This window comes from Paraburkholderia sp. (genome assembly GCF_035948235.1).
Classification (GTDB): domain Bacteria; phylum Pseudomonadota; class Gammaproteobacteria; order Burkholderiales; family Burkholderiaceae; genus Paraburkholderia.
The window spans coordinates 1-24441 of sequence record NZ_DASZJJ010000285.1 but is presented as its reverse complement, the minus strand read 5'-3'; the positions used below and the strand labels follow the sequence as shown (position 1 = coordinate 24441).

Here is a 24441-nt window from a genome sequence, read left to right as displayed (position 1 = left end):
TGCGATTGGGCGTGATGGTAATCACGCCGCTGGCTCAAAAATCCCTTTCCCGCAATCGCATGCATCATCTCAGGCGGCTCCTTGCCTGAGGTCAAATCCCCGCTCCGTTAGCCATGTCCCGAACGAAAAAATCCTTCATTTCTCTTCATTCATTCCTACGGCAAATCAGAACATTTCACACAGCCCGCTTGCTGCGGCGGAACTGGTCGAACAGCACGGCCAGCAGCAGAATGCCGCCGCGAATCAGGTATTGGTAGAACGTCGGCACGTTCATAAGGCTCATGGCGTCCTGCACCGCGCCCATGATGAGCACGCCCACCAGCACGCCTGAGATGGTCGCCACGCCGCCCGTGAGCGACACGCCGCCCAGCACGCAGGCCGAAATCACACCCAGCTCCAGCCCGACCGAGGTCTTCGGATCGCCCAGACTCATGCGCGAAGCCAGCATCACGCCCGCAAAGCCCGTCACCAGCCCTTGCAGCACGAACACGGTGATCTTGATGCGCGTGACCGGCAGGCCCGCGAGACGCGCGGCCTCGCCGTTGCCGCCCACCGCAAGCACGTTCTTGCCGAACACGGTTTTCTTGAGCAGAAAGCCGAACACCACGAAGCCGACGATGTTGCTCCAGATCGGAAACGAGATGCCCAGGAACGAGCCGCCGCCCAGATCGAAGAAGCGCTCTTCCGAGATCATCACGGCGTCGCCGTTCGAGGTGAGGAAGGCCAGGCCCCGCACCGCTTCCATCATCGCGAGCGTGGCGATCAGCGAATTGATCTTGAAACGCGCGATCAGCACGCCGTTGACCAGGCCCACCGCACCGCCGGCGAGAATGCCCGCGGCGATCCCCAGCAGCACGCTATGCGACTGCGTGATGACAGTCGAAGCCACCACGCCCGAAAACGCGACGATCGACGCGACGGACAAATCGACTTCGCCCAGCGCGAGCACGAACATCATGGTCACGGCGATCGAACCGATCAGCGTGACGGAGAGCAGAAGGCCCTGAATATTACGGGTCGTGAGGAAGTCGGGCACCGTCGCGGAAAGCACCGCGAACAGCACCACGAACACCACCACGATGCCCGATTTGTTGATCATGTCCCACGCACGCGCACGCGACGGCGTGATCGGCGCGGCGGCTTCGTTGACGGTAGGCGTGCCCTGTGGCTGCATGGCTTGACTCATCTCTGGTTTTAATCCGGATTACGATTCAATCTTGCTCAGCGCGGCAGCGCGAGCTTGATCAGTTGGTCGGGCGAGGCGTCGGCCTTCGGCACGCTGCCCGCAATGCGCCCTTCGCGCATCACGATGATGCGGTCGGCCACGCCAATCACTTCGGCGAGATCGCTCGACACCATGATCACGGTGCGGCCCGCTTCCGCGAGTTCATAAAGCAGGTTGTAGATTTCGGCGCGCGCACCCACGTCGATGCCGCGCGTGGGTTCGTCCATCAGGAAAACTTCGATACGCTCGGCCAGCCAGCGCGACAGGATCACCTTCTGCTGGTTGCCGCCCGACAGCGTGCCGATGGCGGTATCGCCATTGCGCGTCTTGATCGCGAGCTTCTTGATGTAGTCCTGCGTGAGATCGCGCTCGCGCTTCGCGTCGAGCAGAAAACGCGCGGGACTGAAGTGGCGGCGCGCGCTGATGTTGAGGTTGTCCGCTACCGAGGCAATCGCCACGATGCCTTCCTGCTTGCGGTCCTCCGGGCACAGCGCGATGCCAGCGCGCACGGCGTCGCGCGGACTCGCGAAATTCACGCGCCGGCCGTTCAGTTCGACATGGCCGGCACTCGCGCGCGTCGCGCCATAGATCAGCTTCATCAATTCCGAGCGACCCGCACCCACCAGTCCGAAGAAGCCGACGATCTCGCCGCGCCGTGCGGTGAACGACACCGGTTCAGCCAGCCCCGGCCCGAGCAACCCCTTCGCTTCGAGCAGCACATCGCCGGCCTGGCGTGCGCGATAGCCATACACGTCCTCGATCGAGCGGCCCACCATCGCCGCGATCAGGCGATTACGGTCAAGGTCTGCTACCGACTCGAAAGTCTCGATGCGCTTGCCGTCGCGGAACACCGTCACGCGGTCGCACAGCTCATACACCTCGTCCATGCGGTGCGTGACGTAGATGATCGCGCGGCCGTCCGCGCGCAGCGCGTTGATGATGCGAAAGAGGTTCTCCGTCTCGCGCGCGGAGAGCGAACTGGTCGGCTCGTCGAAGGCGATTACGCGCGCATCGCGCATCAGCGCCTTGCCGATCTCGATCATCTGGCGCTGGCCGATGGAGAGATTCTTGACCGGCGTGCGCGGGTCAATGCGCTCGCCCAGGCGCTTGAGTTCGTCCATCGCGCGCTGTACGAGCGTGCGCTCGTCGAGCACGCCCATGCGATTGGGCAATTGCCCGAGCATCAGGTTGTCGGCCACGGTGAGTTCGGGCACGAGATGCAATTCCTGATAGATGATCGCGATGCCAGCGTCGAGCGCCGCCTTCGTGGTCGCGAAGCGCTGCTCCACGCCACCGAGCCTGAGCGTGCCTTCCTGCGCCTGGTTCACGCCCGAGAGCACCTTGAGCAGCGTGGATTTACCCGCGCCGTTCTCGCCCATCAGGCCGTGCACCTCGCCCGCGCGCACTTCGAGCGACACGCGGTCGAGCGCCTTCACGCCTGGAAAGCTCACGGTGATGCCGTCAAGCTCCAGATACGCGCGTTTCCCCTGTTGAACCGCAGCGCTCGCCCCATCGACGGTATTGGCCGCATCGACATTCGTCATGGTTTCAGTCATTGCATCCCTGCCCTTTCTCCAAAGCCTTACTTGCCGAAGCGAACCTTAAATACCCAGTTCGCTACGCACGGCCGTCCAGTTCTCACGCGTCATCAGCTTGCCGGTGGTCTGCGTATCGGCGGGCGGCTGCTTGCCGTCGCGAATCCACTCGACGAGGTTCTGCGCGCTGTCCTTGCCGTGATTGGTCGAGCTGACGGCGATCGTGCCGTAGAAGCCCGTGGGCTGCTTCTTCTGGAATTCGGCGAAGGCTTCGCCCGCACCGTTGATGCCCACGCCGATCACATCGCTTGCCGGCAGATGCAGTTGCTCCGTTGCGCGCACGGCGCCCAGCACGCTTTCTTCGTTGAGCGCGAAGACCACCCACTTCTTGATGTTCGGATGCTGGGCCAGCACCGGCGACGCTGCGTTGAAGCCGCCTTCGTCGTCGGTGGTCTTTTGCGGCGCGTCGAAGATGTTTTCCTTCTTGAAGCCGCCCGCGATCAGCGACGCCGTCGCACCATCGGTACGCAGTTTGGCCGTCGGCAATTCATAGTCGGTGATGCGCAGCGCGCCCACTTCCTCCGGCTTCCAGCCGCGGCGCTTCATTTCCTCGGCGATGGCCGTACCCACCTGATTGCCGATCTTGAACGCCGACATGCCCAGATGCGGCACGCTCGCCAGCGGCTTGCCCGACGAATCCACGAGTTGATCGTCGACCGTCACGAACTTCATGTTGTAGCGCTTGGCGCGCGCCTGGATCGCCGGTCCGAGACGCACGTCGGGCGCGCAGATCACGAAGCCCTGGGCGCCTTGCGCGCCCAGATTGTCGATAGCGGCCAGCACCTTTTCGCCGTCGGGCGTGCCGATGTTGACGACCGAGAAGTTCTCCTTCTGGCCCAAGGCCGAGGCGGCCTTCTGCTCGTTGATGAACCAGGCCTGTTCCGGCATCTTCACGAGAAAGCCAATCTTGGTGGGCGAATCGGCGTGCGCCGCGATGTTCATGCCGAGCGGCGCGACACACAATGCCGCGAGCACGGCGCGAAGGGTAAAGCGGCGGATGTTGCTGGTCATGCTCCTGTCTCCTTGGGTGTGGTTGTTGCTATTGTTGCGTCGTGTTGATTAGCGATCCGAATGAATGACGGCAGACGGTCAGTGACCGAAGGCCTCGACTTCGACGTGCCTGCCTAGCAGGAACGCATCCGCGACGAGGCGCAGCGGGCGCACATCCACGTCTTCCGTGCCATGCGCGATAAGCCAGTGGAAACGCTCGTAGAGCGCGGCGTATTCGCGTTCGGCATCGAGATTGACCGGTTCGCCGTTAATCGAAAGGCGCTTGCCGCCCTCCGAAATCGACAGCAGCCCGTCAGTGGTTTCCACGTCGATTTCCCACTGCTCGACCGGGCCGTGACGCCAGTCGAATTCGGCACGCACGGGCACGCCGTCCGTGTCGATGCAATCGAGTTCAGCGGCAATCGGCGTGGCGCAATCGCTCGGCACATGTAGCGTCGCGCCGCGCAGCAGCACTTCGCGCGGCAGGATGCGCGTGACAATCGAGAGCGCATTGATGCCCGGATCGAACACACCCAGGCCGCCCGGTTCCCAGATCCATTGCTGACCCGGATGCCAGCGACGCACGTCCTCTTTCCAGCGCACATGCACGGCGCGCAGCGTGCGCTGCGCGAGCCATGCACGCGCAGGCTCGACCGCACTCGCGCAGCGCGAATGCCAGGTGGCGAACAGCGTGCGCTTGTGTTGCCTTGCGAGTTCGCGCAGCGCTTCCACTTCGCTCACGCTGGCGCCGGGCGGCTTTTCCAGCATCACGTGCTTGCCCGCTTCGAGCGCCGCTCGCGCCTGTGCGTAACGCACCTGCGGCGGCGCGCACAGCGACACGGCGTCGAGATCGCGCTCGGCGCCTAGCAGCGCGTCGATATCGCCGTAGTTGCGGACGTTATCGACTTGCGCATTGCGACTCGCGGCGGCCACCAGTTCAAAACCGGGATTGCCCGCGATAGCAGGCAGATGCTGGTCGCGCGCGATCTTGCCAACGCCGACGACAGCCAGGGTGTACGACGCATTCATGGCGATCTCCAATCCTTAGTTCATTTCACTCAAGGAGAATTATTTTATTCTGGATACCGAATGATTTACTTTCCCCAACGCAGCACGAGCGGATCGAGCTTGCGCGCAATCGCAATCAATTCGGCGCGCGTATCGGGATGCATCGCGGGCAGCGGATGGCGCGGCAGTTCGCAGTCGATCACGCCGCCTTCCTGCATCAGCGATTTGCAGGCCAGCAGCCCGGCCTGACGGTTCTCGTGATTGATGAGCGGCAGCCACTTCTGGTAGAGCGTGAAGGCGTCGTCGGTGCGGCCTTCGCGGTGCGCCACGATGATCGGCCGGATGCCGTCGGGAAAGCCGCCGCCCGTCATCGCGCCCGTCGCCCCTGCGTTGAGGTCCGCCAGCAGCGTGATGCCTTCTTCGCCGTCCCACGGGCCTTCGGCCGCGTCGCCCGCGAGGCGGATCAGTTCGCGCAGCTTGTTGGCCGCGCCCGGCGTCTCGATCTTGAAGTACGAGACCTGCTCGATCTCGCGGGCCATGCGCGCGAGGAACGGCGCGGACAACACCGTGCCGCTAGCGGGCGCGTCCTGGATCATGATCGGAATGTCGATCGCGTCGGACACGCGCGCGTAGAACTCGTAGATCTGCGCTTCGGGCACGCGGAAGGTTGCGCCGTGATACGGCGGCATCACCATCACCATCGCCGCGCCCATGTCCTGTGCGCGCTTGCTGCGCGCCGCGCAGACGGTCGAACCGTAGTGCGTGGTGGTGACGATCACGGGCACGCGGCCCGCGACGTGTTCGAGCACGGTGCGCGTGATGATTTCGCGCTCGTCGTCGGAGAGCGAGAACTGCTCGGAGAAGTTGGCGAGAATGCACAGGCCGTCCACGCCCGCGTCGATCATGAAATCGACGGCGCGCTTCTGGCTGGGCAGGTCGAGGTCGCCACTTGCGGTGAAGGTGGTCGGCACCACCGGGAAAATGCCCTTGTAACGTGGCTCAAGGGGCGTGCTGCTCGTTGTCATGTCGTCAATCCTGCTTCGAAAAGGGGTGTTACACGCTCATACCTGGGTTACGATTCGCGAATCAACGCGCCATCGCTTCGCACCGGCGTACGCAGCGCGGCGCGAACGGCGAAGGTCGCAAGCACCGCGATCACCAGCGTGGCCGCGAGAAAATACAGTCCGGCCGCAAGGCTGCCTGTCGCGTCCTTGATCAGTCCGATGCCGTAAGGGCCGAGATAACCGCCCAGATTCGCGAGCGAGTTGATCATCGCAATCCCCACGGCCGCGCTCGTGCCGGTCAGAAACTCGCCGGGCAATGCCCAGACCACGGCCTGAATCGAATAGAGCCGGCCTGAATCGAATAGAGCGAAAACGCGGTCAGGCTGATGAACAGCAATTGCAGCGCGGGCGCGCGGACCCAGGCGCTCGCGGCCATCGTCAGTGCCGCAACCGCCGACACCACGACGATATGCCCATAGCGCTCGCGATGCTTGTCCGAATGGCGCGGCACGATCAACAGGCCCGCCACCGCGAACAGATACGGCACCGCGCTAAGCAAGCCCGCCGTCGAATCGCTCACGCCAAACGCCTTGATAATGGTAGGCAACCAGAGTGACAAACCATAGATGCACAGCGGAAACGGCAGGAACAGCAGCGCGAGCAGCAGTACGCGGCGGTCCTTCAGGGCGCTGAACGGATTGCGATGCGCGTCGAGCGAATAGCTGCGGCGGTCGGCGGCCAGTTCGCGCTCGATCCAGCGGCGCTTATCGGCGTCAAGCCAGCGTGCATGCGCGGGCGACTCGGGCAGCAGGCGCAGCGTGGGAAGGCACAGCAGCACGGCGGGCAGGCCGCTCACGACAAACAGCGTCTGCCAGTTCGAGAGCCCGAAAAAACCGTGCGTTTCGAGCAGCGCGCCCGCAATCGGCCCGGTGACGATGCCCGCGATCGGCTGCGCCAGCACAAGCAGTCCGATCACGCGCGCGCGATGACGCAGCGGAAACCAATGCGTGAGAAAGAACAGGATGCCAGGATAGAGACCCGCTTCAGCCGCACCCAGCAGAAAGCGCAGCAGATAAAAACTCTTCGGACCGCTGACGAAGGCCATCGCCATCGTAATCGCGCCCCACGTGAAGAGAATGCGCGCAAACCACACGCGTGCGCCGAAGCGCGCGAGCGCGAGATTGCTCGGCACTTCGCAGAGGAAATAGCCGACGAAGAAAAGGCCCGCGCCCAGACCATACGCCGCGTCGCTCAGGCCCACCGCCGCGTTCATGTGCAGTTTCGCGAAGCCCACCACCGTGCGGTCGACGTAAGCCACCACGTAGATCAACGCGAGAAACGGCACGAGGCGGCGCGCGATATGGCCGACGATAAGCTTTTCCTCTGCGCCCGCTTCGGTCTTGCCCTGCTGCTGCACCTGCGGATTTGTCATCCTGTCTGTCTCCTTCCTGTGACTCCAGCGTGTCGCCAGTCCACGTCGTGCGTGGATCTCGTGGGCAACGGGTCGATCTATTTCACGCTCTCAGGTTTAGCTGCGAAACGCCGACGAATACCCAGCGGATTCGCATCGCGCAGGGCGTCGGGCAGCAGGTCATCGGCCAGATTCTGGTAGCAGACCGGGCGCAGGAAGCGTTCGATCGCCGCCGTGCCCACCGACGTGCTGCGCGCATCGGACGTCGCCGGAAACGGGCCGCCGTGGACCATCGCGTCGCACACTTCCACGCCGGTCGGGAAACCGTTGGCCAGCACGCGGCCAGCCTTGCGCTCGATGAGCGGCAGGAGCGTGCGCACGAGATCGGCGTCGGTGGCTTCCATGTGCAGGGTGATCGTCAGTTGTCCTTCAATACCGCGCAGCACCGCGCGCAACTCGCCTTCGTCGGCACATTCGACCAGCACGCTGCTGGGACCGAACACTTCCTCGCCAAGCGTTGCATCGGCCAGCAAATCGCGCGCGCCGACTTTGAAGAGCGCGCTCTGGGCACGTCCGGGCGCTGCCGCGCCGCGTGCGAGCGTCGTCACGTTGGTGTGCTGCGCGAGGCGAGCAACGCCGCGTTCGTAAGCGCCCAGAATGCCGGTGGTCAGCATCACGCCCGGGTTCGCCGCGCCGAATTCGCGCGCGGCGTTGGCGGCGAAGGCGTCGAAATCCGCGCCCGCCAGACCCAGCATCAAACCGGGGTTGGTGCAGAACTGCCCGCAACCCAGCGTCGCCGACGCCGCGAATTCACGCGCCAGCGCCTCGCCGCGCGCGGCCAGTGCGCCGGGCAGCAGCAGGTTGGGATTCACGCTGCTCATTTCGGCGTAGACGGGGATCGGCTCGGCGCGCGCCGCCGCGAGCTTGACGAGCGCGAGGCCACCCGCACGCGAGCCGGTAAAACCGACCGCGCGAATCGCGGGATGCTGCACGAGCGCAACGCCCACTTCATGACCCGCGTCGAATAGCAGCGAGAAAACGCCTTCGGGCAAGCCCGCCGCCGCCACCGCCTGCTGGATCGCGCGGCCCACGAGTTCCGACGTACCCGGATGCGCGGGATGCGCCTTCACGACCACCGGGCAGCCGGCCGCTAGTGCGGAAGCCGTATCGCCGCCCGCCACCGAAAACGCCAGTGGAAAATTACTCGCGCCGAACACCGCCACCGGCCCCACGCCGATGCGCCAGAAGCGCAGATCAGTGCGCGGCGGCTGACGCTCGGGCAACGCCGGTTCGATGCGCGCGTCGAGTGCGTCGCCGCTGCGCACGAGCGTCGCGAACATGCGCAGTTGATTCGCAGTGCGTGCGCGCTCGCCTTCCAGACGCGCGCGCGGCAGGCCGCTTTCGGCCATGGCGCGTTCAATCAGCGGCTCGCCAAGCGCTTCGATGCGCGCCGCGCAATCGTCGAGGAATTGCGCGCGCTGTTCGGCAGACAAGGCGCGATACGCGTCGAACGCTTCGTCGGCGAGCGTGCAGGCTTGATCGACATCGCTTTGCAATGCGCCGTGGAAAACCGGCTGCGCGATGGCTAGCTGGCTTGCGGCGTCGATGGATTGAAACGCCGCGCCTTCGCCGCGCTTCGCGTGCGAGCCGATCAGCAATTCTCCGGTCAGTGCAATCGTCATGATGAAACGCTCCCCCGCGTCAGTGTGAATGGCGCGGCACGGCGCTGCCCCGCTTGCCTACCAGGAAGTCGAGATCGCAGCCCTCGTCGGCCTGCAGCACGTGATCGACATAGAGGCGCGCATAGCCGCCCTTGCCGATCTGCTCAGCCACACCCGGCGCGGCGGCTGGATCGACATCGCTCAGGCGGCGTTGCAGTTCCTCGTCGCTGATGTCCAGATGCAGACGGCCCGATTCGCAATCCAGCTCGATCCAGTCGCCGTTGCGCACGGCGGCAAGCGGGCCGCCCGCCGCCGCTTCCGGCGCGACATGCAGCACCACCGTACCGTAGGCCGTGCCGCTCATGCGCGCGTCCGAAATGCGCACCATGTCCTTCACGCCCTGGCGCAGCAGCTTGGGCGGCAGACCCATGTTGCCGACTTCCGCCATGCCCGGATAACCGCGCGGGCCGCAGTTCTTCATCACGAGGATCGAGTCCTTGTCGACGTCGAGCGACTCGTCGCCGATGGTGGCCTTGTAGTGATCGAAATTCTCGAACACCACGGCGCGACCGCGATGCTTCAACAATTCGGGGGTGGCCGCCGAGGGCTTGAGCACCGCGCCGCGCGGCGCGAGATTGCCGCGCAGGATGCAGATGCCACCGTCCGCGATCAGCGGATTCTCGATCTGGCGAATCACCTCGTCGTTGTAGTTCGGCGCTTCACGCACGTTGTCCCAGATCGACTTGCCATTGACGGTGAGCGCGTCCGGATGCGGCAGCAGGTTCGCTTCGCCCAGACGGCGCAGCACGGCGGGCAGGCCGCCCGCGTAATAGAACTCTTCCATCAGGAAGCGGCCCGACGGCTGCAGATCGACGATGGTCGGCGTGCTGCGGCCAATGCGCTGCCAGTCTTCCAGTTCGAGCGGCACGCCAATGCGCCCCGCAATCGCCTTCAGGTGGATCACGGCATTGGTCGAGCCGCCAATTGCCGCGTTGGTGCGGATCGCGTTCTCGAACGCCTCGCGCGTGAGAATCTTCGAGAGCGTCAGGTCTTCCAGCGCCATCTGCACGATACGCATGCCCGACATGTGCGCAAGCACGTAGCGGCGCGCGTCCACGGCCGGAATCGCCGCGTTGTGCGGCAGCGAAACGCCCAGCGACTCCGCCATGCAGGCCATCGTCGAAGCGGTGCCCATGGTGTTGCAGGTGCCCGCCGAACGCGACATGCCCGCTTCCGCTGCGAGGAAATGATGCAGGTCGATCTCACCAGCCTTGAGCGATTCATGCAGACGCCACACCGCCGTGCCCGAGCCAATGTCCTTACCTTCGAGCTTGCCGTTGAGCATCGGGCCACCCGTCACGACGATGGCGGGCACGTCCACACTCGCCGCGCCCATCAAGAGCGCGGGCGTGGTCTTGTCGCAGCCGCACAGCAGCACGACAGCGTCGATGGGATTGCCGCGGATCGCCTCTTCCACGTCCATCGAGGCGAGATTGCGGGTGAGCATCGCCGAGGGACGCAGGTTCGATTCGCCGTTCGAGAACACCGGGAATTCGACCGGGAAGCCGCCCGCCTCGTAGATGCCGCGCTTCACATGCTCGGCGAGCTTGCGAAAGTGCGCGTTGCAGGGTGTGAGTTCCGACCACGTATTACAGATGCCGATGACCGGGCGGCCATCGAACTCGTGATCCGGAATGCCCTGATTCTTCATCCAGCTTCGGTACATGAAGCCGTTCTTGTCCGTGGTGCCGAACCACTGTTGGGAGCGCAGTTTGGGTTTCGTTGCCGACATCGTATGAAGGTATGGGGCTGAATGTTCCGCCTAGTCTAAGGAGAACTCTGATAACCTTCTAATGAAATAAATGACGGTTCCGATATCGAAATCGGCATTGGTATAAACGCTTATAACTATCTGGGAAATCAGGCGTCGAGATGCTGGAGACAAGCCCCTGGTACGTGCGCACGCGGCTCAAGACGCGGCAGTTGCTGCTCGTGGTCGCGCTTGCGGAAGAAGGCAATATTCACCGCGCGGCGGCGGCGCTCAACATGACGCAGCCCGCCGCGTCCAAGCTGCTGCGCGAGCTTGAGGAAATGCTCGACGCGCTGCTGTTCGAGCGCATGCCGCGCGGCATGAAGCCCACGCTGTACGGCGACGCGCTGATCCGCCACGCGCGCGCGGTGCTGGGCAGTCTCGATCAGGCGCAGGAAGAACTCAGCGCGCTCAAGGCCGGGCGGCTGGGCCATGTCGCGGTGGGCGCGATTACCTCGCCGGGCGTGCGCGTGCTGCCGGGTGCGGTGGCGGCAGTCAAGCGCACGCACGCGAACATGCGCGTGTCGGTAGAGATCGACGCGAGTAACGTGCTGCTGGAACATCTGGCGCAGGACAAGCTCGACGTAGTGCTCGGGCGGCTGTCCGCCGAACACGACAAGCTCGCGCTGCGCTACGAGCCGCTCACGGGCGAGCCGGTCTGCGCCGTGGTGCGGCCGGGGCATCCATTGCTCGCGGATGCGCCCGGGAAACCCCTGACGCTCGCCGATGTTGCGCGCGCCACCTGGGTCGTGCCACCCGTGGCGAGCGTGCTGCGCCATCGCTTCGAGCTGATGTTCCAGCGCGCGAGCCTCGCGCCGCCGTCAAACGTGGTGGAGACGCCAGCGCTGCTGTTCATCACGCGTGTGCTGGAGCAAAGCGACATGATTGCCGTCCTTACCGGCGACGTGGCGCGCTACTACGCGGAGCACGGGATGGTCGCGATCCTGCCGCTGCCGATGGACTGCCAGATGGACGACTTCGGCATCATCACGCGCGCCGACCGGCTGCTATCGCCCGCCGCGGAAGTCATGATCGAAGCGTTGCGCGCGGTCAGCGCCGAGGCCTATGGCGCGACGCCGCTGGAGACGCAGTCGTATTCTTCGGGTTGACGCTTCCGAAGCCGAAAGGAGACAAGATGTCCGCTTCCATGCCCGACCCCACCGCGATCCGCACCGCGCTCTGGCGCGCGTTGCATGTCCAGGTCGATGCCGAACCACATGTGCTCGAGGACGAGCTCGGCATGCAGCTTGCCGCGCCCGACGCCCACTGGCGCAAGCGCCCCGACATGGACCCCGCAGGCACGCGCGGCTATCGTGCCTCGATCGTGGGTCGCGCGCGCCTGATCGAAGATCTGGTCGCCGCGCAGGCAGCGCAAGGCGTCGCGCAGTACGTGCTGCTGGGCGCGGGCCTGGACACCTTCGCGCAACGGCGCCCCGAAATCGCCTCGCGCATGCACGTCTACGAAATCGATCAGCCGGGCACGCAAACCTGGAAGCGCCAGCGCCTGGCTGACCTGGGCTTTCGCGAGCAGGACTGGTTGCGCTTCGTGGCCGTCGATTTCGAAGCGGGCGATTCGTGGCGCGCGCAACTCGCGAAGGCGGGCTTCGACGCCACGCAGCGCGCGGTGCTGGCGTCCACGGGCGTGTCGATGTACCTCACGCGCGAGGCCAATCTCGCCACGCTGCGCGAAGTCGCGCAACTCGCGCCCGGCTCCACGCTCGCCATGACCTTCACGCTGCCGCTCGAGATGATCGACGAGCCGGAGCGCTCGCAGCATGCGGCCGTGTACGAGCGCGCACGCGCGGCAGGCACGCCGTTCGTGAGCTTCTTCCGCCCCGAGGAAATGCTCGATCTCGCGCGTGAAGCCGGTTTCTCGCATGCCGAACACATCGGCACCGATGCAATCGTTGCGCGCTATTTCAGCGCGCGCAGCGACGGCTTGAAACCCGCAAAAGGCGAATCGTTTTTGATTGCGACGGTTTAATCGCAGGAAATCGATTTTATTGGGCGCGCCGTGCCTCTCCCCTGCCCCTCTCCCAGGGAGAGGGGTCACTGACTACTCCCTCTCCCTGGGGAGAGGGCCGGGGTGAGGGGTAAGGGCAATGCCAGCGCAGCGGCAGTGAACGCCGCCACCTAAATAAAGCAGTACCGCACAAAGCCGCGCGGGCCATCAGCGTCTGCGCGGCCTGCGGCAACGTCTTCGGACATCGGGCGATCCGCGTTATAGTCCGCGTGGCCTCACTCACGTTTCGACTTGCCGCTTGATTGCGGCATCATCGCGTCGCTCTCGCTTTACCATGCACACCGCCCTGCTCGCTCCCCGTCCGCTCGACGCTCTGGAACTGCCCGCCGATCTCGACGGCCGCGACGGCGTGAATCGCGCCCATGGCCGCACGCAGATCGCGGCCGCCAACGACCTCGAAGCGATCCGCGCGTGGCTCGCGCGCGTCGTCGATTCGAAGGCCACTTTCGAGACCTATCGCAAGGAAAGCGAGCGTCTGCTGCTCTGGGCCATCGTGCAACTGGGCAAACCGCTGTCGTCGCTCACGCATGAGGACCTGCTCGCGTATCAGCACTTTCTCGCCGATCCGCAGCCCGCCGCGCGCTGGGTCGCAGGCGGCGGACGCAAGCACGCCCGCGACGACGCGCGCTGGCGGCCCTTCTATGGGCCGCTTTCCGCGACCAGCCAGCGTCAGGCGATGGTGATCCTCAATACGCTGTTTGCGTGGCTCGTGAGCGCGGGCTATCTGGCGGGCAATCCGCTTTCGCTGTCGCGTCAGCGCGCACGCCGGGCCGCACCGCGCATCACGCGCTATCTCGAACGCGAACTGTGGGACGACGTGAAGGCCTATGTGGATAGCCTGCCGCGCGAAAGCGCACGCGAGCGCGAGCATCACGGCCGCACGCGCTGGCTGCTGACGTTGCTGTATCTGGGCGGCCTGCGCATTTCCGAAGTCGGCACGAATACGATGGGCGACTTCTTCGTGCGGCGCGACGGCGCGGGCGTGGAACGCTGGTGGCTCGACGTGCTGGGCAAGGGCGAACGTCGCCGCCTCGTGCCCGCGACCGCCGAAATGATGTCGGAACTGGCGCGCTATCGCATTGCACGCGGACTTGCCGCACAGCCCTCGCCGCACGAGACAACGCCGCTCGTACTGCCGATCGGCAAATCGACCAAGCCGCTCACGCGCACGGCGCTGCATACGATCGTCAAGGCGATATTCGCGGGCGCGGCGCAGCGACTGCGCGAAATGGACGGCGCGGCCGATTCGGCTCAGGCGCAGGCGCGCGCGGCACGGCTCGAAGCGGCGTCGGCGCACTGGCTGCGCCACAGCGCAGGCTCCCATATGGCCGATGGCGATGTCGATCTACGGCTCGTGCGCGACAACCTCGGGCATGCGTCGATCAGCACCACCAGCCTCTATCTGCATAGCGACGACGATACGCGCCATCGCGAAACCGACGAGAAGCATCGGATTGGGTGGTGAGCGCGGGCTATCCGCTGCAACCGAATATTCAAACCAGCAACTGCCGCGCCAACACCTCGCGCGCCTGAGTCACCGATTCGCGTTCGCCGGGCAGCGGCGGCGTGAGCGAGAAGACCGCCTCGGGCAGCGCAGGCAGGCGATGACGCGCGCTCAGCCGCACAAGGCCGTCGGGCACCGCCGAAGCACACAGGCATCCCACGCCGAGACCGGCAGCCAGCATCGACTGCAAGCCGGCCACGCCCGACGCGCTATGCCCCATCACAAACGCGCGGCCCTGTTCCTGCAGCGAATGAACCGCGATCTGATGCAGCATGCAGTCGTGCGGCAACAGCACGAGCGGCAACGGATCGGGCAGCGCCTGCTCCAGCGCGGGCGAAGCCACCCAATGCAGCGGTTCGCGGCGCAGGACCCAACGCGCGTCGCCATGCGCGGGCCGTACCGCGCCCGCCGACATGTTCATCACCACGCCCAGATCGATCTGGCCGCGCGCGTGCGCCTGCTCGATCTCCGGGCTTTTCATCGTGCTCACGTGCAGGCTTAGTTGCGGATAGCACTCGCGCAGTCGCGCGAGCATCCCTGCCACTTCGTGGGTGCGGTAGTAATCGGTGATGGCGACACGCAGTTCGCCCTTGATCGCCTGGCCGCGCAGATCGTCGAAGGCGGCCTCGTTGAGCGCCACGATGCGGCGCGCGTGGGTGAGCAGCCTCGCACCGGCGGGCGTGGTCTCGACGCCGCGCTTGCTGCGCACGAACAGCGGCACACCGGCGCGCGCTTCGAGCTTGCGCATCTGCTCGCTGACCGTGGATTGCGAGAGATGCAGCGCAGGCGCGGCGGCCGTGAGGCTGCCCGCGTCGGCCACCACCGTGAAGGTGCGCAACTGATCGAATTCGAAACCGCGCATGCTGATTCCCTGTCTTCGCTATCCATCGATTAAGTCGATGGATACTACCACCTATTCCCGCTTTTCCGCCGGATGCGTGCTATAGCACAATGACTTACCGCATGGTGCAGTGCGCCAATCCAGCCACCGCACGTCGATGCCTCCCCCTTTTTTGGCAGGTCTGCCATGACTGACGACACACTCACTGCCGCGCCGCCAGTCGCTGCGGCGTCTTCCCCTTCCGCCGCCACGCGCACGCATTCCGGCTGGGCGCTTTTCGTCCTGCTGATCGGCGCCATCCTGCCGCCGGTCGATTACTTCATCGTCAATCTGGCGATGCCCGCCATCCACGACGGTCTTGCGGCCAGCGCGTCGCAGTTGCAGCTGGTGGTCTCCGCCTACGCCTGCGCCAACGCCGTCGCACAGATCACGGGTGGGCGTCTGGGCGATCTGTACGGCCGCAAGCGCATGTTCATGATCGGCATGGCGGGTTTCGTACTGGCCTCGACGCTTTGTGGTCTGGCTTCGGATGGCACGGTGCTCGTGCTCGGGCGCATTCTGCAGGGCCTTTTCGCCGCCGTGCTCGCGCCGCAAGTGCTGGCGACGATTCGCAGCGTCTACGCACCGCACGAACAGGTGCGCGTGATGGGCCTCTATGGCTTTGTGTTCGGCGTCGCGGCGGTGATCGGCCAGTTGGGCGGTGGCGCGCTCATCAGCCTGCATCCGTTTGGCCTGGGCTGGCGCGCGATCTTTCTCGTCAATTTGCCGATTGGCGTATTTGCGCTGCTCGGTAGTTGGCGCTTCATTCCAGAAAGCCGCCCGCCGCGCGGCGCGCGCATCGACGTGCCCGGCACGTTGCTGCTGTCGCTGTTCCTGCTGATGCTGGTCTATCCGCTCACGCGCGGACGCGAGGAAGGCTGGCCCGCGTGGATGCTGTGCTGTCTCGCGGCATCGGTGCCGGTGCTTGGGCTGCTGCTGCGCGTAGAAGCGCGCACGCTCGCGGCGGGCAAGGATCCGCTGCTCGATGTGCGGCTGCTGCGCAATCCCGTCGTCGCGATGGGCCTTGCGCTGGCGTTCCTGTTCTATCTGATGAGCGCGTTTTTCCTGAGCTATGGCATCTATTTGCAGGGCGGGCTGCACTGGTCGCCGCTGGCTTCGGGGTTCGCGATCCTGCCGTTCGGCATCGGCTTTCTGTCGAGTCCGCTCTTGATGCCGCGGCTGGTGACGCGCTTCGGCGGCTATCGCGTGCTGACACTCGGATATGTGCTGATTGCGGTCGGGCTGGCCACGGCGGCGGCGCTCGCTGGGGCCACGTCGCCGGGCGCGGGGTTCTACGTTGGACTCGCGGCGATGGGGATCGGCCAGGGTCTCGTGCTGCCTTCCGTGGTGCGCATCGTGCTCGCAGAAGTCGAACCGGCGCGCGCGGGCGTGGCGTCCGGCATGGTCACGGCGATGCTGCAGATCGGCGCGGCCGTGGGCGCGGCGACGCTCGGCGGGTTGTTCTTCGCGCGTCTGGGCGCGCATCCCACGGCGCTCGATTACGCGGCGGGCTTCAAGGTGTCGATGTTTTCGCTGGTGGCGATTCTGGGCGCGTGCGTGCTGTTGTCGATGGCGCTGGGGCCATTGCATCGGCGCTTGCATACTCATCCGCATGCGCACGATTGAACCCGCCCCCAGATTACGTTATGCCAAAGCCTTCGTTCACGCGCACAAACCCGCTTGCTACGATGCGCCCAGTCTTCTCCGAGACTGCCTGGGCCGCTCGCTGAGCCGGTCTGGACTGGGGTTCGCTCCGGCGTCGCCTTGATATCGCTCGATATCGCCAGCGCGCCGGAGCGCTTTTCATGGCGTGCGCATCAACCCTGCGCGCGCTGCGCCTCCAGCATTTCGATCAAGCGCCGAAGCGCCGCCGGCGCACGCAGATCGCGCCGCCACACCAGAAAAATCGTCACTGCGCGCACTGAAGCGGGCAGCTTATGCGCCATCACCTCGCCGCGGCTGGGCATGCTCTCCAACAGGCTCGCCGGTAGCAGCGCGAGCCCGGCCCCTGCCGATACGCAAGCCAGCATGCCGTGATACGACTCCAGCTCGAACACGCGCCCCGGCGCCGCGCAATCCTCCTCGAACCAGCGCTCGAACGTGCGCCGATACGAACAGTTCGACCTGAACGCGTAGATATTCGCGCCGTTCACGTCCTTGGCGCGCTTGATGGGCTTGCGCCCGGCCGCCGAAATCAGCACCAGTTCCTCGTCGAACACGGGCACGCCCGTGAGTGAAGGATGCGAGACCGGCCCGTCGACGAACGCCGCCGCCAGCTCGCCCTCCAGCACGCGATCGATCAGTTCTCCAGACGGCCCCGTCGAGAGATCGAGCGCCACCTCCGGATAACGCCGATGAAACGCCGCCAGCACCGCCGGAATCCGTACGGCCGCGACGCTTTCCAGCGATCCCAGCGGCAGCACCCCGCGCGGCTCGTCGCCGGCCACGGATAGCTTCGCCTCATCGGCGAGATCGAGAATGCGACGCGTGTAGTCCAGGAACGCCGCCCCCGTCGCGGACAGGCGCAGACGCATCTTTTCGCGGATAAACAGCTCCGCGCCCAGTTCCTCTTCCAGTTGCTTCAAGCGCGTCGTGAGATTGGACGGCACGCGGTGCAACCGCTGCGCGGCGGCCTGCACGCTGCCCGCATCGGCGATTTCGCGAAAGATCAGCAATTGAGCCAGCTCCACACCCTCACTCCTAGAGAACAATTTATTCAATATTATTCACTTTTTCTGAGGATTGCCAGATCGTATGCTGTAGCTCATCCGATGCCGCATTCATCGCATGACCGATAGAGAGGAGCACACCATGACCGCTACACCCGACACCACCGGCGCCGTCTCGCGCAATCCCGCCGACGGCGAAATTATCGCGACACACGCGTTCGACAACGAAGCCGCCGTCGAAGCGGCGCTCGCGCGCACCGCCGGCGCCGCGCGCGTCTGGCGCGACACGCCTGTCGCCCAGCGTGCCGCCGTGCTGGTCCAGCTCGCGCACGTCCTGCGCGAGCGCAAGCAGGCATTCGCAACGATGATCGCCGACGAAATGGGCAAGCCCATCGCCCAGGCGCGCGGCGAAGTCGAAAAGTGCGCGGCGCTCGCCGAGTGGTACGCCGAAAACGGCCCAGCCATGCTCGCGCCCCTGAACGTGCCGGTACCGACCGGCACGGCGCGTCAGGAATTCCGCCCGCTTGGGCCCATCCTCGCGGTCATGCCGTGGAACTTCCCGATCTGGCAAGTGCTGCGCGGCGCGGTGAGCATGCTGCTCGCCGGCAACACCTATGTGCTCAAGCACGCGCCGAACGTAATGGGCAGCGCATACCTGCTGCGCGATGCGCTCGCCGCCACCGATCTGCCCGCAGGCGCCTTCGAAGTCCTGAACCTGCCGCCCGAACGCGTCGCGCCGGTGATCGCCGATACGCGCATCGCCGCCATCGCGGTCACGGGCAGCGTGCGCGCGGGCGCGGCCATCGCCCAGCAGGCGGGCGCGGCACTCAAGAAGTGCGTGCTGGAACTGGGCGGCTCGGACGCCTTCATCGTGCTCGCCGACGCCGATCTCGATGAAGCCGTGCGCTCGGCCGTGCTGGGCCGCTACGGCAATACGGGCCAGGTGTGCCTCGCGGCCAAGCGTCTGATCGTCGAAGCAAGCATCGCCGCCGAATTCGAAGCGCGTTTTGTGGAAGCGGTGAAGGCGCTGCGCATCGGCGCGCCGCGCGAGGACAGCACCTTCATCGGCCCGATGGCGCGTTACGACCTGCGCGACGAACTGCACAACCAGGTCGAGCGATCGATCGCCGAAGGCGCGCGCCTCGTGCTGGGCGGCAACAAGATCGAAGGCGCGGGCAACTACTACGCGCCGACCGTGCTGGCGGACGTGCGCCCCGGCATGACCGCGTTCAAGGAAGAGCTGTTCGGACCGGTTGCAGCAATCGTAGTAGCGCGCGATGCACAGCACGCCGTCGATCTCGCGAACGATAGCGAATTTGGCCTTGGCGGCACGATCTGGTCGCGCGATGTCGAGCGTGCCAACGCACTGGCTGCGCAAATGGACACGGGCGCGGTCTTCATCAATGGCGATGTGGCGACGGACCCGCGCGTGACGGTGGGCGGCGTGAAGAAGAGCGGCTTCGGGCGCGAGCTGTCCAGCTTCGGGCTGCACGAGTTCTGCAACATCCAGACGGTGTGGGTCGATCGCCGCTAAGGCGGTGCGGAGCGCGGTGTCGATCAGCCGATGCGCTTCGTGTCTTGCTGGAAGGTCTTTTTTACCGATCCGGCTGCGGCCAGGGTTGACGAGCAAGCGGGTTTTTCCGCATTCAACCTTTCGCCGCGATAACCGTTAATCAGGTTATGGAGCACGGCAGCGGATCGACTGACTTGCCGGTCCGTGCGCCGCGCACCATACCCTGTCCCCGTTCATTCTGGGACCATGCAGAGTCGAAGTCTTGAACGCCGGCGGGCAACCGCCGGCGATTTTTTTGCCCGCACGAAATGAGCAAATGGATGCGCGCGCATCGGGTTTCAGGGGCGGTTCGAGTCAGCCCTTTTGCGCGCCCCGGTATTAGTGAAATGGATTCAGCACGCGCGCGCCAGTGCCCGCAAAATCGTCGACGTTGCGGGTGACAACGGTGAGGTCGTGAATCAAAGCGGTCGCGGCTATCAGCTTGTCGAGCGCGTTTTCCGGATGAGGAACACGCAGCCGCCCCCACAACTGGCCGACATCGTGATCGACCGGCAAGACACATTGCCCGTAGTCGCGCAGCACGCTCCCGAGCCAGGTGTCGAGCAGAGACGCCTGCGCCGCATCGCCACGATGGCGTATCAGTTCGACTCCGCGCCGTAGCTCCGCGACCGTCACGACAGACAGATAAATATCGGTATCGTCCCGCGCGGCGTCGCGAAAGAACGCCTGCACGCCCGCATTCGCGCGCTCGCGCTTGCGCACTTCGCTGATCACATTGGTATCAACCAAAAACATGCGGCGCTCCGTCGTCGTCGGTGCGCTCGAAGTCCGCATCGTCGCCGACTTCCGGGATCGTGAGCAGAACTTCGGAAAAGTTCCTGCGCCTGGGTTTGCGCAGCGCCTGGGCAAGGATTTCACGATGCTCCGCCTCGGCGCTGCGGCCATGTGCAGCCGCGCGCTCGCGCAGACTCTGCACGAGGCTTTCATCGACGTTGCGGACCAGAAGATTGGGCATGTCGCACCTCCACGATGGAATGCTATCAATGATAGCAGGCGTGCGGGAGGCGGCGAACAGTTGACGCGAGAGGCGGCCAAGCCGCCTCAATGCGTATCGAAACTCATATCGTCGTGCACGGCGCGCACGGGCTCGACACGCCCCAGTGCCTGGAGCAGCGAGTGGCCCGCCGTCGTGAGCGACGGCAGGCGGTGGCCTTCGGCGCGCGTTTCGAGCGCGACGAGCTGGCGTTCAAGCAGGGTGTCGAGTTCGTGACGGTTCATGTCGATCTGCTCCGGCGCATGGCGGATCAACATCAGGGTGGCGAACTCGTGCGGGCTCAGCAATTCATGTCTCCTGGCAGTGACGCAACCTGAGGGCGCAAACCTGAGGCACGGGGGCGCATATCATCAGGCCTGAATGTGACGTGGACATGACTGTCACATTCAATGTCACATTCGCCGGATCACATTCTTTGCCGCGCGACGGCCTCCGGTAGACGCGTGAGCGCCGTGCCGCACTCCTCCACGAGGTCGCGCAGCGTGGCGGCCAGGTGCGTGCCGGTATCGTTGGCGGCAATCCCCATGCCCTCGTCGCGGCGCGTCGCCCGCACGCCGACGACGATCGGCATGTCAGGCGCGCGTTCGCGCACACGCCGCACCAGGTTGCGAAGGTACGGCGGCGACTCAGGGGCGTCGAGCGACACCACGCAAATCGCGTGAATGTCGAGCGCATCCACCATGCCCGCCTTGGTGTTGCGCACATCGTCGTAGGTCGTCGCCGTGCAGGGAATGCGTGCGCGCAGCAGCAGCTGGCAGACAATGGCCGCCACCACCTCGTCGAACGCGCCGCGCCCCGGCACGCACAGCACGAGTCGGCCGTCGTGCGGGACCTCCAGCGGCACATCGACCGCTTCGCCGTTGCGTCGCGCGTTGGCGTCCTCGAGCGCGGCGTGGCGCGAGTCGTCCACGGATTCGAGATCCTCGACGATATCGAGCAGCGCCTGATTGATGCGCGCCAGTTGCTCCGCGGGCAGCACGCCACGCAGCACGTCGTTGCGCGCGAAGCGCAGGCCCTCGAATACCACCTGCTCGTAATAGTCGATGAGCGGCATCTCGCCAAGCAGGCGGTCGGCCTGCAAGAGCGCTTCGTGCGGGTCGTCGGCAAGCAGGCGTTGATAGCAGGTTTGCGCGGGCGTGAGCGCGGGCTGGTCGCCGAGCAGGATGGTCAAAAAATTCAACCGATCCACGTAACGACCGAGCGTGACGATGCAAAGCGTGAGTGGCGTCGACAGCACGAGGCCGATCGGCCCCCACAGCCAGCTCCAGAAGATCGCCGCCACCACCACCGCGAGCGGCGACAGTCCCGAGCGGCGGCCATAGAGCATCGGCTCGGCGAACTGGCCCGCGACCACATCGACGACGATGAAGAAGATCAGCGTCCACACCGCCATGGTCCATTGCGGCTGGATCGCGGCGGCCAGCAGCGTGGCCATCACGGCGGCGATCCAGATGCCGATATACGGCACGAAGCGCAGCAGCGCCGCCACCGCGCCGAACAGTAGCGCACCCGGCACGCCAATTCCCGCCAGCCCCACCGCGAGCACCGCGCCCACCGACACATTCACCCCAAGCTGCGCGACGAAGTAACGCGACAGACGCTCGGAGGCGTCGTTGATGGCGGTGGTCGTGCGGTGCAGATCGTCGGAGCCAAACACGCTGATCAGACGGTCGCGCAAGTCCTCGCGCTGCAAGAGGATAAAGATCGTCACCACCAGCACGATAAAGCCCGTCTCCAGCGGCGCGATCACCGGCGAGAAGGCCCGCTGGGCGAGTTGCATCGGCGTGGGCGCAGGCGTATGGACTTCAACGGGCATCGGCTGCTGCGGCTGATTGCGCGCGGCGCGCCCGCGCGGCTGCGGCGGCGCGGGCGGCGGCGTGGGCGTCACGCGCTGCAAGGCGGCGGCGGCGCGCGTCATCAACGAATCGGCGCGGCCCACGGTCTTTTGCTGCACCGTCTCGATCTTTTGCTCAATCTCCTCCTGATACTGCGGCAGATCGGCGGCGAGTTGCACGACTTGCGCGAAGATCAGTGCGCTCACGCCGGCAAGAGCCAGCACGGTGGCCAACACCGCGATCAGGATCGAGAGGAACTGCGGCAGGCGCAGACGACGCAATGCGTTGACGAGCGGCGCAAGCAGAAAGCTCAGCAGCACAGAAAGCGTGATCGGAATCAGCACCGCGCTGCCGAAGTACAGCCCGCACACGACCACCACGCCCGTGATGACCGAGGCGAGCGTGTGGACCGTGGGCGTGCTCGGCGGGAACACGCGGTTACGGCGGCTGCCTCCAGCGCCTTGCGCGTGGCCCATTTGAGGCCGGTCGGGGGGAAGCGGAAAATTCATGTCGAAGCGGTCGCGGCCAGCGCGACCGTGAGGGTCATCGGATTCGTGGGGAGGATAGGGCTCGCGCATCGGGGCGCACCTGCTTTTAGAGTAGTGCGCGCTGCGCGCGATGGGCGGCAGCGAGCGAAATCGTTTGGGTGATGGCAACTGGCTCGACGACTGCCGCCCGCCGTCCGAAGCACATGAAGCTGGGCGTCACCATGGGATGGCAAGCGGCATGCCGCGCGCGAGCGTAACGCAGACGCGCCGCCGGGGAAAGCGCGCGCTGTCCGCGCGCGTCGTCGGCGCTGCGGGTCGCTGCGGTTTTTCAGGGCTTACCCGCTTCCAGTTGCTGATTGCGCGACGTGAGGAACTGGATCAGGCCATCGACGCCGCCTTGCTGGATCTTCTCGTTGAACTGCGCGCGGTAAGTCTGGATCAGCCACGCGCCGAGCACGTTCAGGTCGTAGAGCCGCCAGCCCTGCGGCTTCTTGTAGAGGCGATAGTCGATCTCCACGGGCTTGCCGCTCGTCTGTGCCTGGGTGCGAACGACCACGTCCGTGTCGCTCGGGGCGTTGCGCATGGGCGCGTATTCGATCTGCTGATCGGGCCGCAACTGGGCGAGCGCGCCGGCGTAAAGGTGAATCAGAAGCAACTGGAACTGCGCCATGACCTGCTGTTGCTGCGCGGGCGAGGCGGTGCGCCAGTGCGGGCCCATCGACAGTTGGGTCGTGCGGCGGAAATCGACGTAAGGCAGGATGTCGCGGTCGACGATGCCGCGAATGCGCGGGATATCGTCGGGCGAGATCGCCTGGGTCCGGACTTCGTCCAGCACCTGCTGGGTGGCGGTCTTGATGAGGGCCTGCGGGTCGGTCTGGTCCACAGGCTGGGGCGCGGCGCTGGCGCTTTGGGGAACGAGGCCCGTCAGGGCCGTAGTCAGGGCCGCAACCAGCGTGGCGGCGATCAGGAAGTTCTTCATGCGGAGGCCCGGTCGGTTTCAAGGCTGACGAGTAACGTTTGCCCTTTTATAAAGCATTCGGGCGCCTCGCGCATTTCAGCGCTTTTTCAGATCTTTCCGTTGCGGCCTGGGATGCGACGGCGCAAAGCGTTACGCCTCGCGACTGCCCGAACGGGCTGTTACGTTACGTTACACATGCCGGGAATTTGTTACAGGCACCCGGCATAACACCCGGGCAAATGCAGAGCAAGACACAGACAACCTCAGACAACCTTCAGGTGACGACCAGCCAGCGAAATCGACCCGCCAGCCGGCCGTCCCGGCGCTTCAATCGCGCCTCCTCCCTTCAAAACCTTGAACCGCCTGCGCACCGGCCGCAGCCTGAGGCTCCATAAAGAAGGCCTCCAGCCCGAACAGCCAGGCTACGCAATACGACAACCTCGACAGCAACCGCAGGCCTCTTTCGTCGCCTGCATCGTCTCCAGCGACCTCTTCATTCAGCGCCTGCGGCGTAGCGAACGTGGCCCCCGCCGCTCCCGCGGCTAATGCTGCCGGCGTCGATTCCTGTGAAACCGGATCGATCTTCATGTGGCACCCCTCTCCTCGTTTTTGTGTGTGGCGGGATATATCCAGCAAGCTCCGTACCAGACCCGCCGACCACGAGAAAATTGCTCGCGCGAGCGATTCCGGCCCGCCAGTGTGCGCTGGCGCACTGAAGTTCGAAAACCCAACCACAGTCTCCATTCACGCTCACACTGTAAAAACTACAAGCACACCCTGCAAAAGGGTGAATCGCCTGATCACAAAGGGATT

At 65.2% G+C, this 24441-nt stretch carries 20 protein-coding genes and 1 pseudogene; 5 read left to right on the top strand and 16 right to left on the bottom strand.

The features are described 5' to 3' along the window. Positions 1 to 175: 175 nt before the first annotated feature. From araH to VG320_RS24910, 8 genes and pseudogenes are all read right to left on the bottom strand, one after another. On the bottom strand, positions 176 to 1186 hold the full coding sequence (gene araH, locus VG320_RS24945; RefSeq protein ID WP_327202734.1) for an L-arabinose ABC transporter permease AraH: 1011 nt from the start codon (positions 1184 to 1186) through the stop codon (positions 176 to 178). A 35-nt stretch (positions 1187 to 1221) separates the two neighbouring features. Further along, a complete protein-coding gene (gene araG, locus VG320_RS24940; RefSeq protein WP_327202733.1) occupies positions 1222 to 2781 on the bottom strand; it encodes an L-arabinose ABC transporter ATP-binding protein AraG in 1560 nt (519 codons plus the stop codon). Positions 2782 to 2826: 45 nt separating this feature from the next. Beyond that, positions 2827 to 3831, bottom strand: a complete 1005-nt coding sequence (locus tag VG320_RS24935; RefSeq protein ID WP_327202732.1) for an arabinose ABC transporter substrate-binding protein — start codon at positions 3829 to 3831, stop codon at positions 2827 to 2829. A gap of 78 nt (positions 3832 to 3909) precedes the next feature. Further along, positions 3910 to 4839 (bottom strand): Gfo/Idh/MocA family oxidoreductase, encoded by a 930-nt coding sequence (locus tag VG320_RS24930; protein ID WP_327202731.1) that lies wholly within the window; start codon positions 4837 to 4839, stop codon positions 3910 to 3912. A gap of 65 nt (positions 4840 to 4904) precedes the next feature. Then, on the bottom strand, positions 4905 to 5843 hold the full coding sequence (locus tag VG320_RS24925) for a dihydrodipicolinate synthase family protein (RefSeq protein ID WP_327202730.1): 939 nt from the start codon (positions 5841 to 5843) through the stop codon (positions 4905 to 4907). Positions 5844 to 5890: 47 nt separating this feature from the next. After that, positions 5891 to 7254, bottom strand: a pseudogene (locus tag VG320_RS24920) (MFS transporter). A gap of 77 nt (positions 7255 to 7331) precedes the next feature. Further along, on the bottom strand, positions 7332 to 8909 hold the full coding sequence (locus tag VG320_RS24915) for an aldehyde dehydrogenase (NADP(+)) (protein WP_327202736.1): 1578 nt from the start codon (positions 8907 to 8909) through the stop codon (positions 7332 to 7334). Positions 8910 to 8934: 25 nt separating this feature from the next. Beyond that, positions 8935 to 10686, bottom strand: coding sequence for an IlvD/Edd family dehydratase (locus VG320_RS24910; RefSeq protein ID WP_327202729.1), 1752 nt, complete (start codon positions 10684 to 10686; stop codon positions 8935 to 8937). Positions 10687 to 10826: 140 nt separating this feature from the next. On the opposite strand from VG320_RS24910, the gene VG320_RS24905 reads away from it, so the two are divergent. The 3 genes from VG320_RS24905 (at position 10827) to VG320_RS24895 (ending at position 14192) form a co-directional block, all read left to right on the top strand. Further along, positions 10827 to 11813, top strand: a complete 987-nt coding sequence (locus VG320_RS24905) for a LysR family transcriptional regulator (protein ID WP_327202728.1) — start codon at positions 10827 to 10829, stop codon at positions 11811 to 11813. Between the two features lie 26 nt (positions 11814 to 11839). Continuing rightward, positions 11840 to 12688, top strand: a complete 849-nt coding sequence (locus VG320_RS24900; protein ID WP_327202727.1) for a class I SAM-dependent methyltransferase — start codon at positions 11840 to 11842, stop codon at positions 12686 to 12688. Positions 12689 to 13001: 313 nt separating this feature from the next. Beyond that, entirely contained in the window at positions 13002 to 14192 is a 1191-nt protein-coding gene (locus VG320_RS24895; RefSeq protein ID WP_327202726.1) for a tyrosine-type recombinase/integrase, read from the top strand. A 28-nt stretch (positions 14193 to 14220) separates the two neighbouring features. On the opposite strand, the gene VG320_RS24890 is transcribed toward VG320_RS24895, so the two are convergent. Beyond that, the gene (locus VG320_RS24890; RefSeq protein WP_327202725.1) at positions 14221 to 15093 is read right to left on the bottom strand and encodes a LysR family transcriptional regulator; all 873 of its coding nucleotides are present in this window, start codon (positions 15091 to 15093) and stop codon (positions 14221 to 14223) included. A 165-nt stretch (positions 15094 to 15258) separates the two neighbouring features. Between VG320_RS24890 and VG320_RS24885 the strand changes: the two genes are divergently transcribed. Then, complete coding sequence (locus tag VG320_RS24885) at positions 15259 to 16737, top strand: MFS transporter (RefSeq protein WP_327202724.1); 1479 nt, start codon at positions 15259 to 15261, stop codon at positions 16735 to 16737. Between the two features lie 191 nt (positions 16738 to 16928). On the opposite strand, the gene ptrR is transcribed toward VG320_RS24885, so the two are convergent. Beyond that, positions 16929 to 17801 (bottom strand): putrescine utilization regulator PtrR, encoded by an 873-nt coding sequence (gene ptrR, locus VG320_RS24880; protein ID WP_327202723.1) that lies wholly within the window; start codon positions 17799 to 17801, stop codon positions 16929 to 16931. Positions 17802 to 17922: 121 nt separating this feature from the next. Here ptrR and VG320_RS24875 point away from each other — a divergent pair, with 121 nt between their 5' ends. Continuing rightward, positions 17923 to 19314, top strand: coding sequence for an aldehyde dehydrogenase family protein (locus VG320_RS24875; protein ID WP_327202722.1), 1392 nt, complete (start codon positions 17923 to 17925; stop codon positions 19312 to 19314). Between the two features lie 357 nt (positions 19315 to 19671). Here VG320_RS24875 and VG320_RS24870 read toward each other — a convergent pair whose 3' ends face one another. The 6 genes from VG320_RS24870 to VG320_RS24845 form a co-directional block, all read right to left on the bottom strand. Next, a complete protein-coding gene (locus tag VG320_RS24870) occupies positions 19672 to 20088 on the bottom strand; it encodes a type II toxin-antitoxin system VapC family toxin (protein ID WP_327202721.1) in 417 nt (138 codons plus the stop codon). Beyond that, positions 20075 to 20308: a FitA-like ribbon-helix-helix domain-containing protein gene (locus VG320_RS24865; protein ID WP_327202720.1), complete on the bottom strand. Its 234-nt coding sequence runs from the start codon at positions 20306 to 20308 to the stop codon at positions 20075 to 20077. The genes VG320_RS24870 and VG320_RS24865 overlap by 14 nt, the downstream gene beginning before the upstream one ends. A gap of 86 nt (positions 20309 to 20394) precedes the next feature. After that, positions 20395 to 20634 carry a hypothetical protein gene (locus VG320_RS24860; protein ID WP_327202719.1) on the bottom strand — a complete coding sequence of 80 codons (240 nt, stop codon included), beginning with the start codon at positions 20632 to 20634 and terminating at the stop codon, positions 20395 to 20397. A 119-nt stretch (positions 20635 to 20753) separates the two neighbouring features. Beyond that, a complete protein-coding gene (locus VG320_RS24855) occupies positions 20754 to 22658 on the bottom strand; it encodes an AI-2E family transporter (protein ID WP_327202735.1) in 1905 nt (634 codons plus the stop codon). A 340-nt stretch (positions 22659 to 22998) separates the two neighbouring features. Further along, entirely contained in the window at positions 22999 to 23649 is a 651-nt protein-coding gene (locus tag VG320_RS24850) for an ABC transporter substrate-binding protein (RefSeq protein ID WP_327202718.1), read from the bottom strand. A 306-nt stretch (positions 23650 to 23955) separates the two neighbouring features. Beyond that, the gene (locus tag VG320_RS24845; protein WP_327202717.1) at positions 23956 to 24216 is read right to left on the bottom strand and encodes a hypothetical protein; all 261 of its coding nucleotides are present in this window, start codon (positions 24214 to 24216) and stop codon (positions 23956 to 23958) included. Positions 24217 to 24441 lie beyond the last annotated feature (225 nt).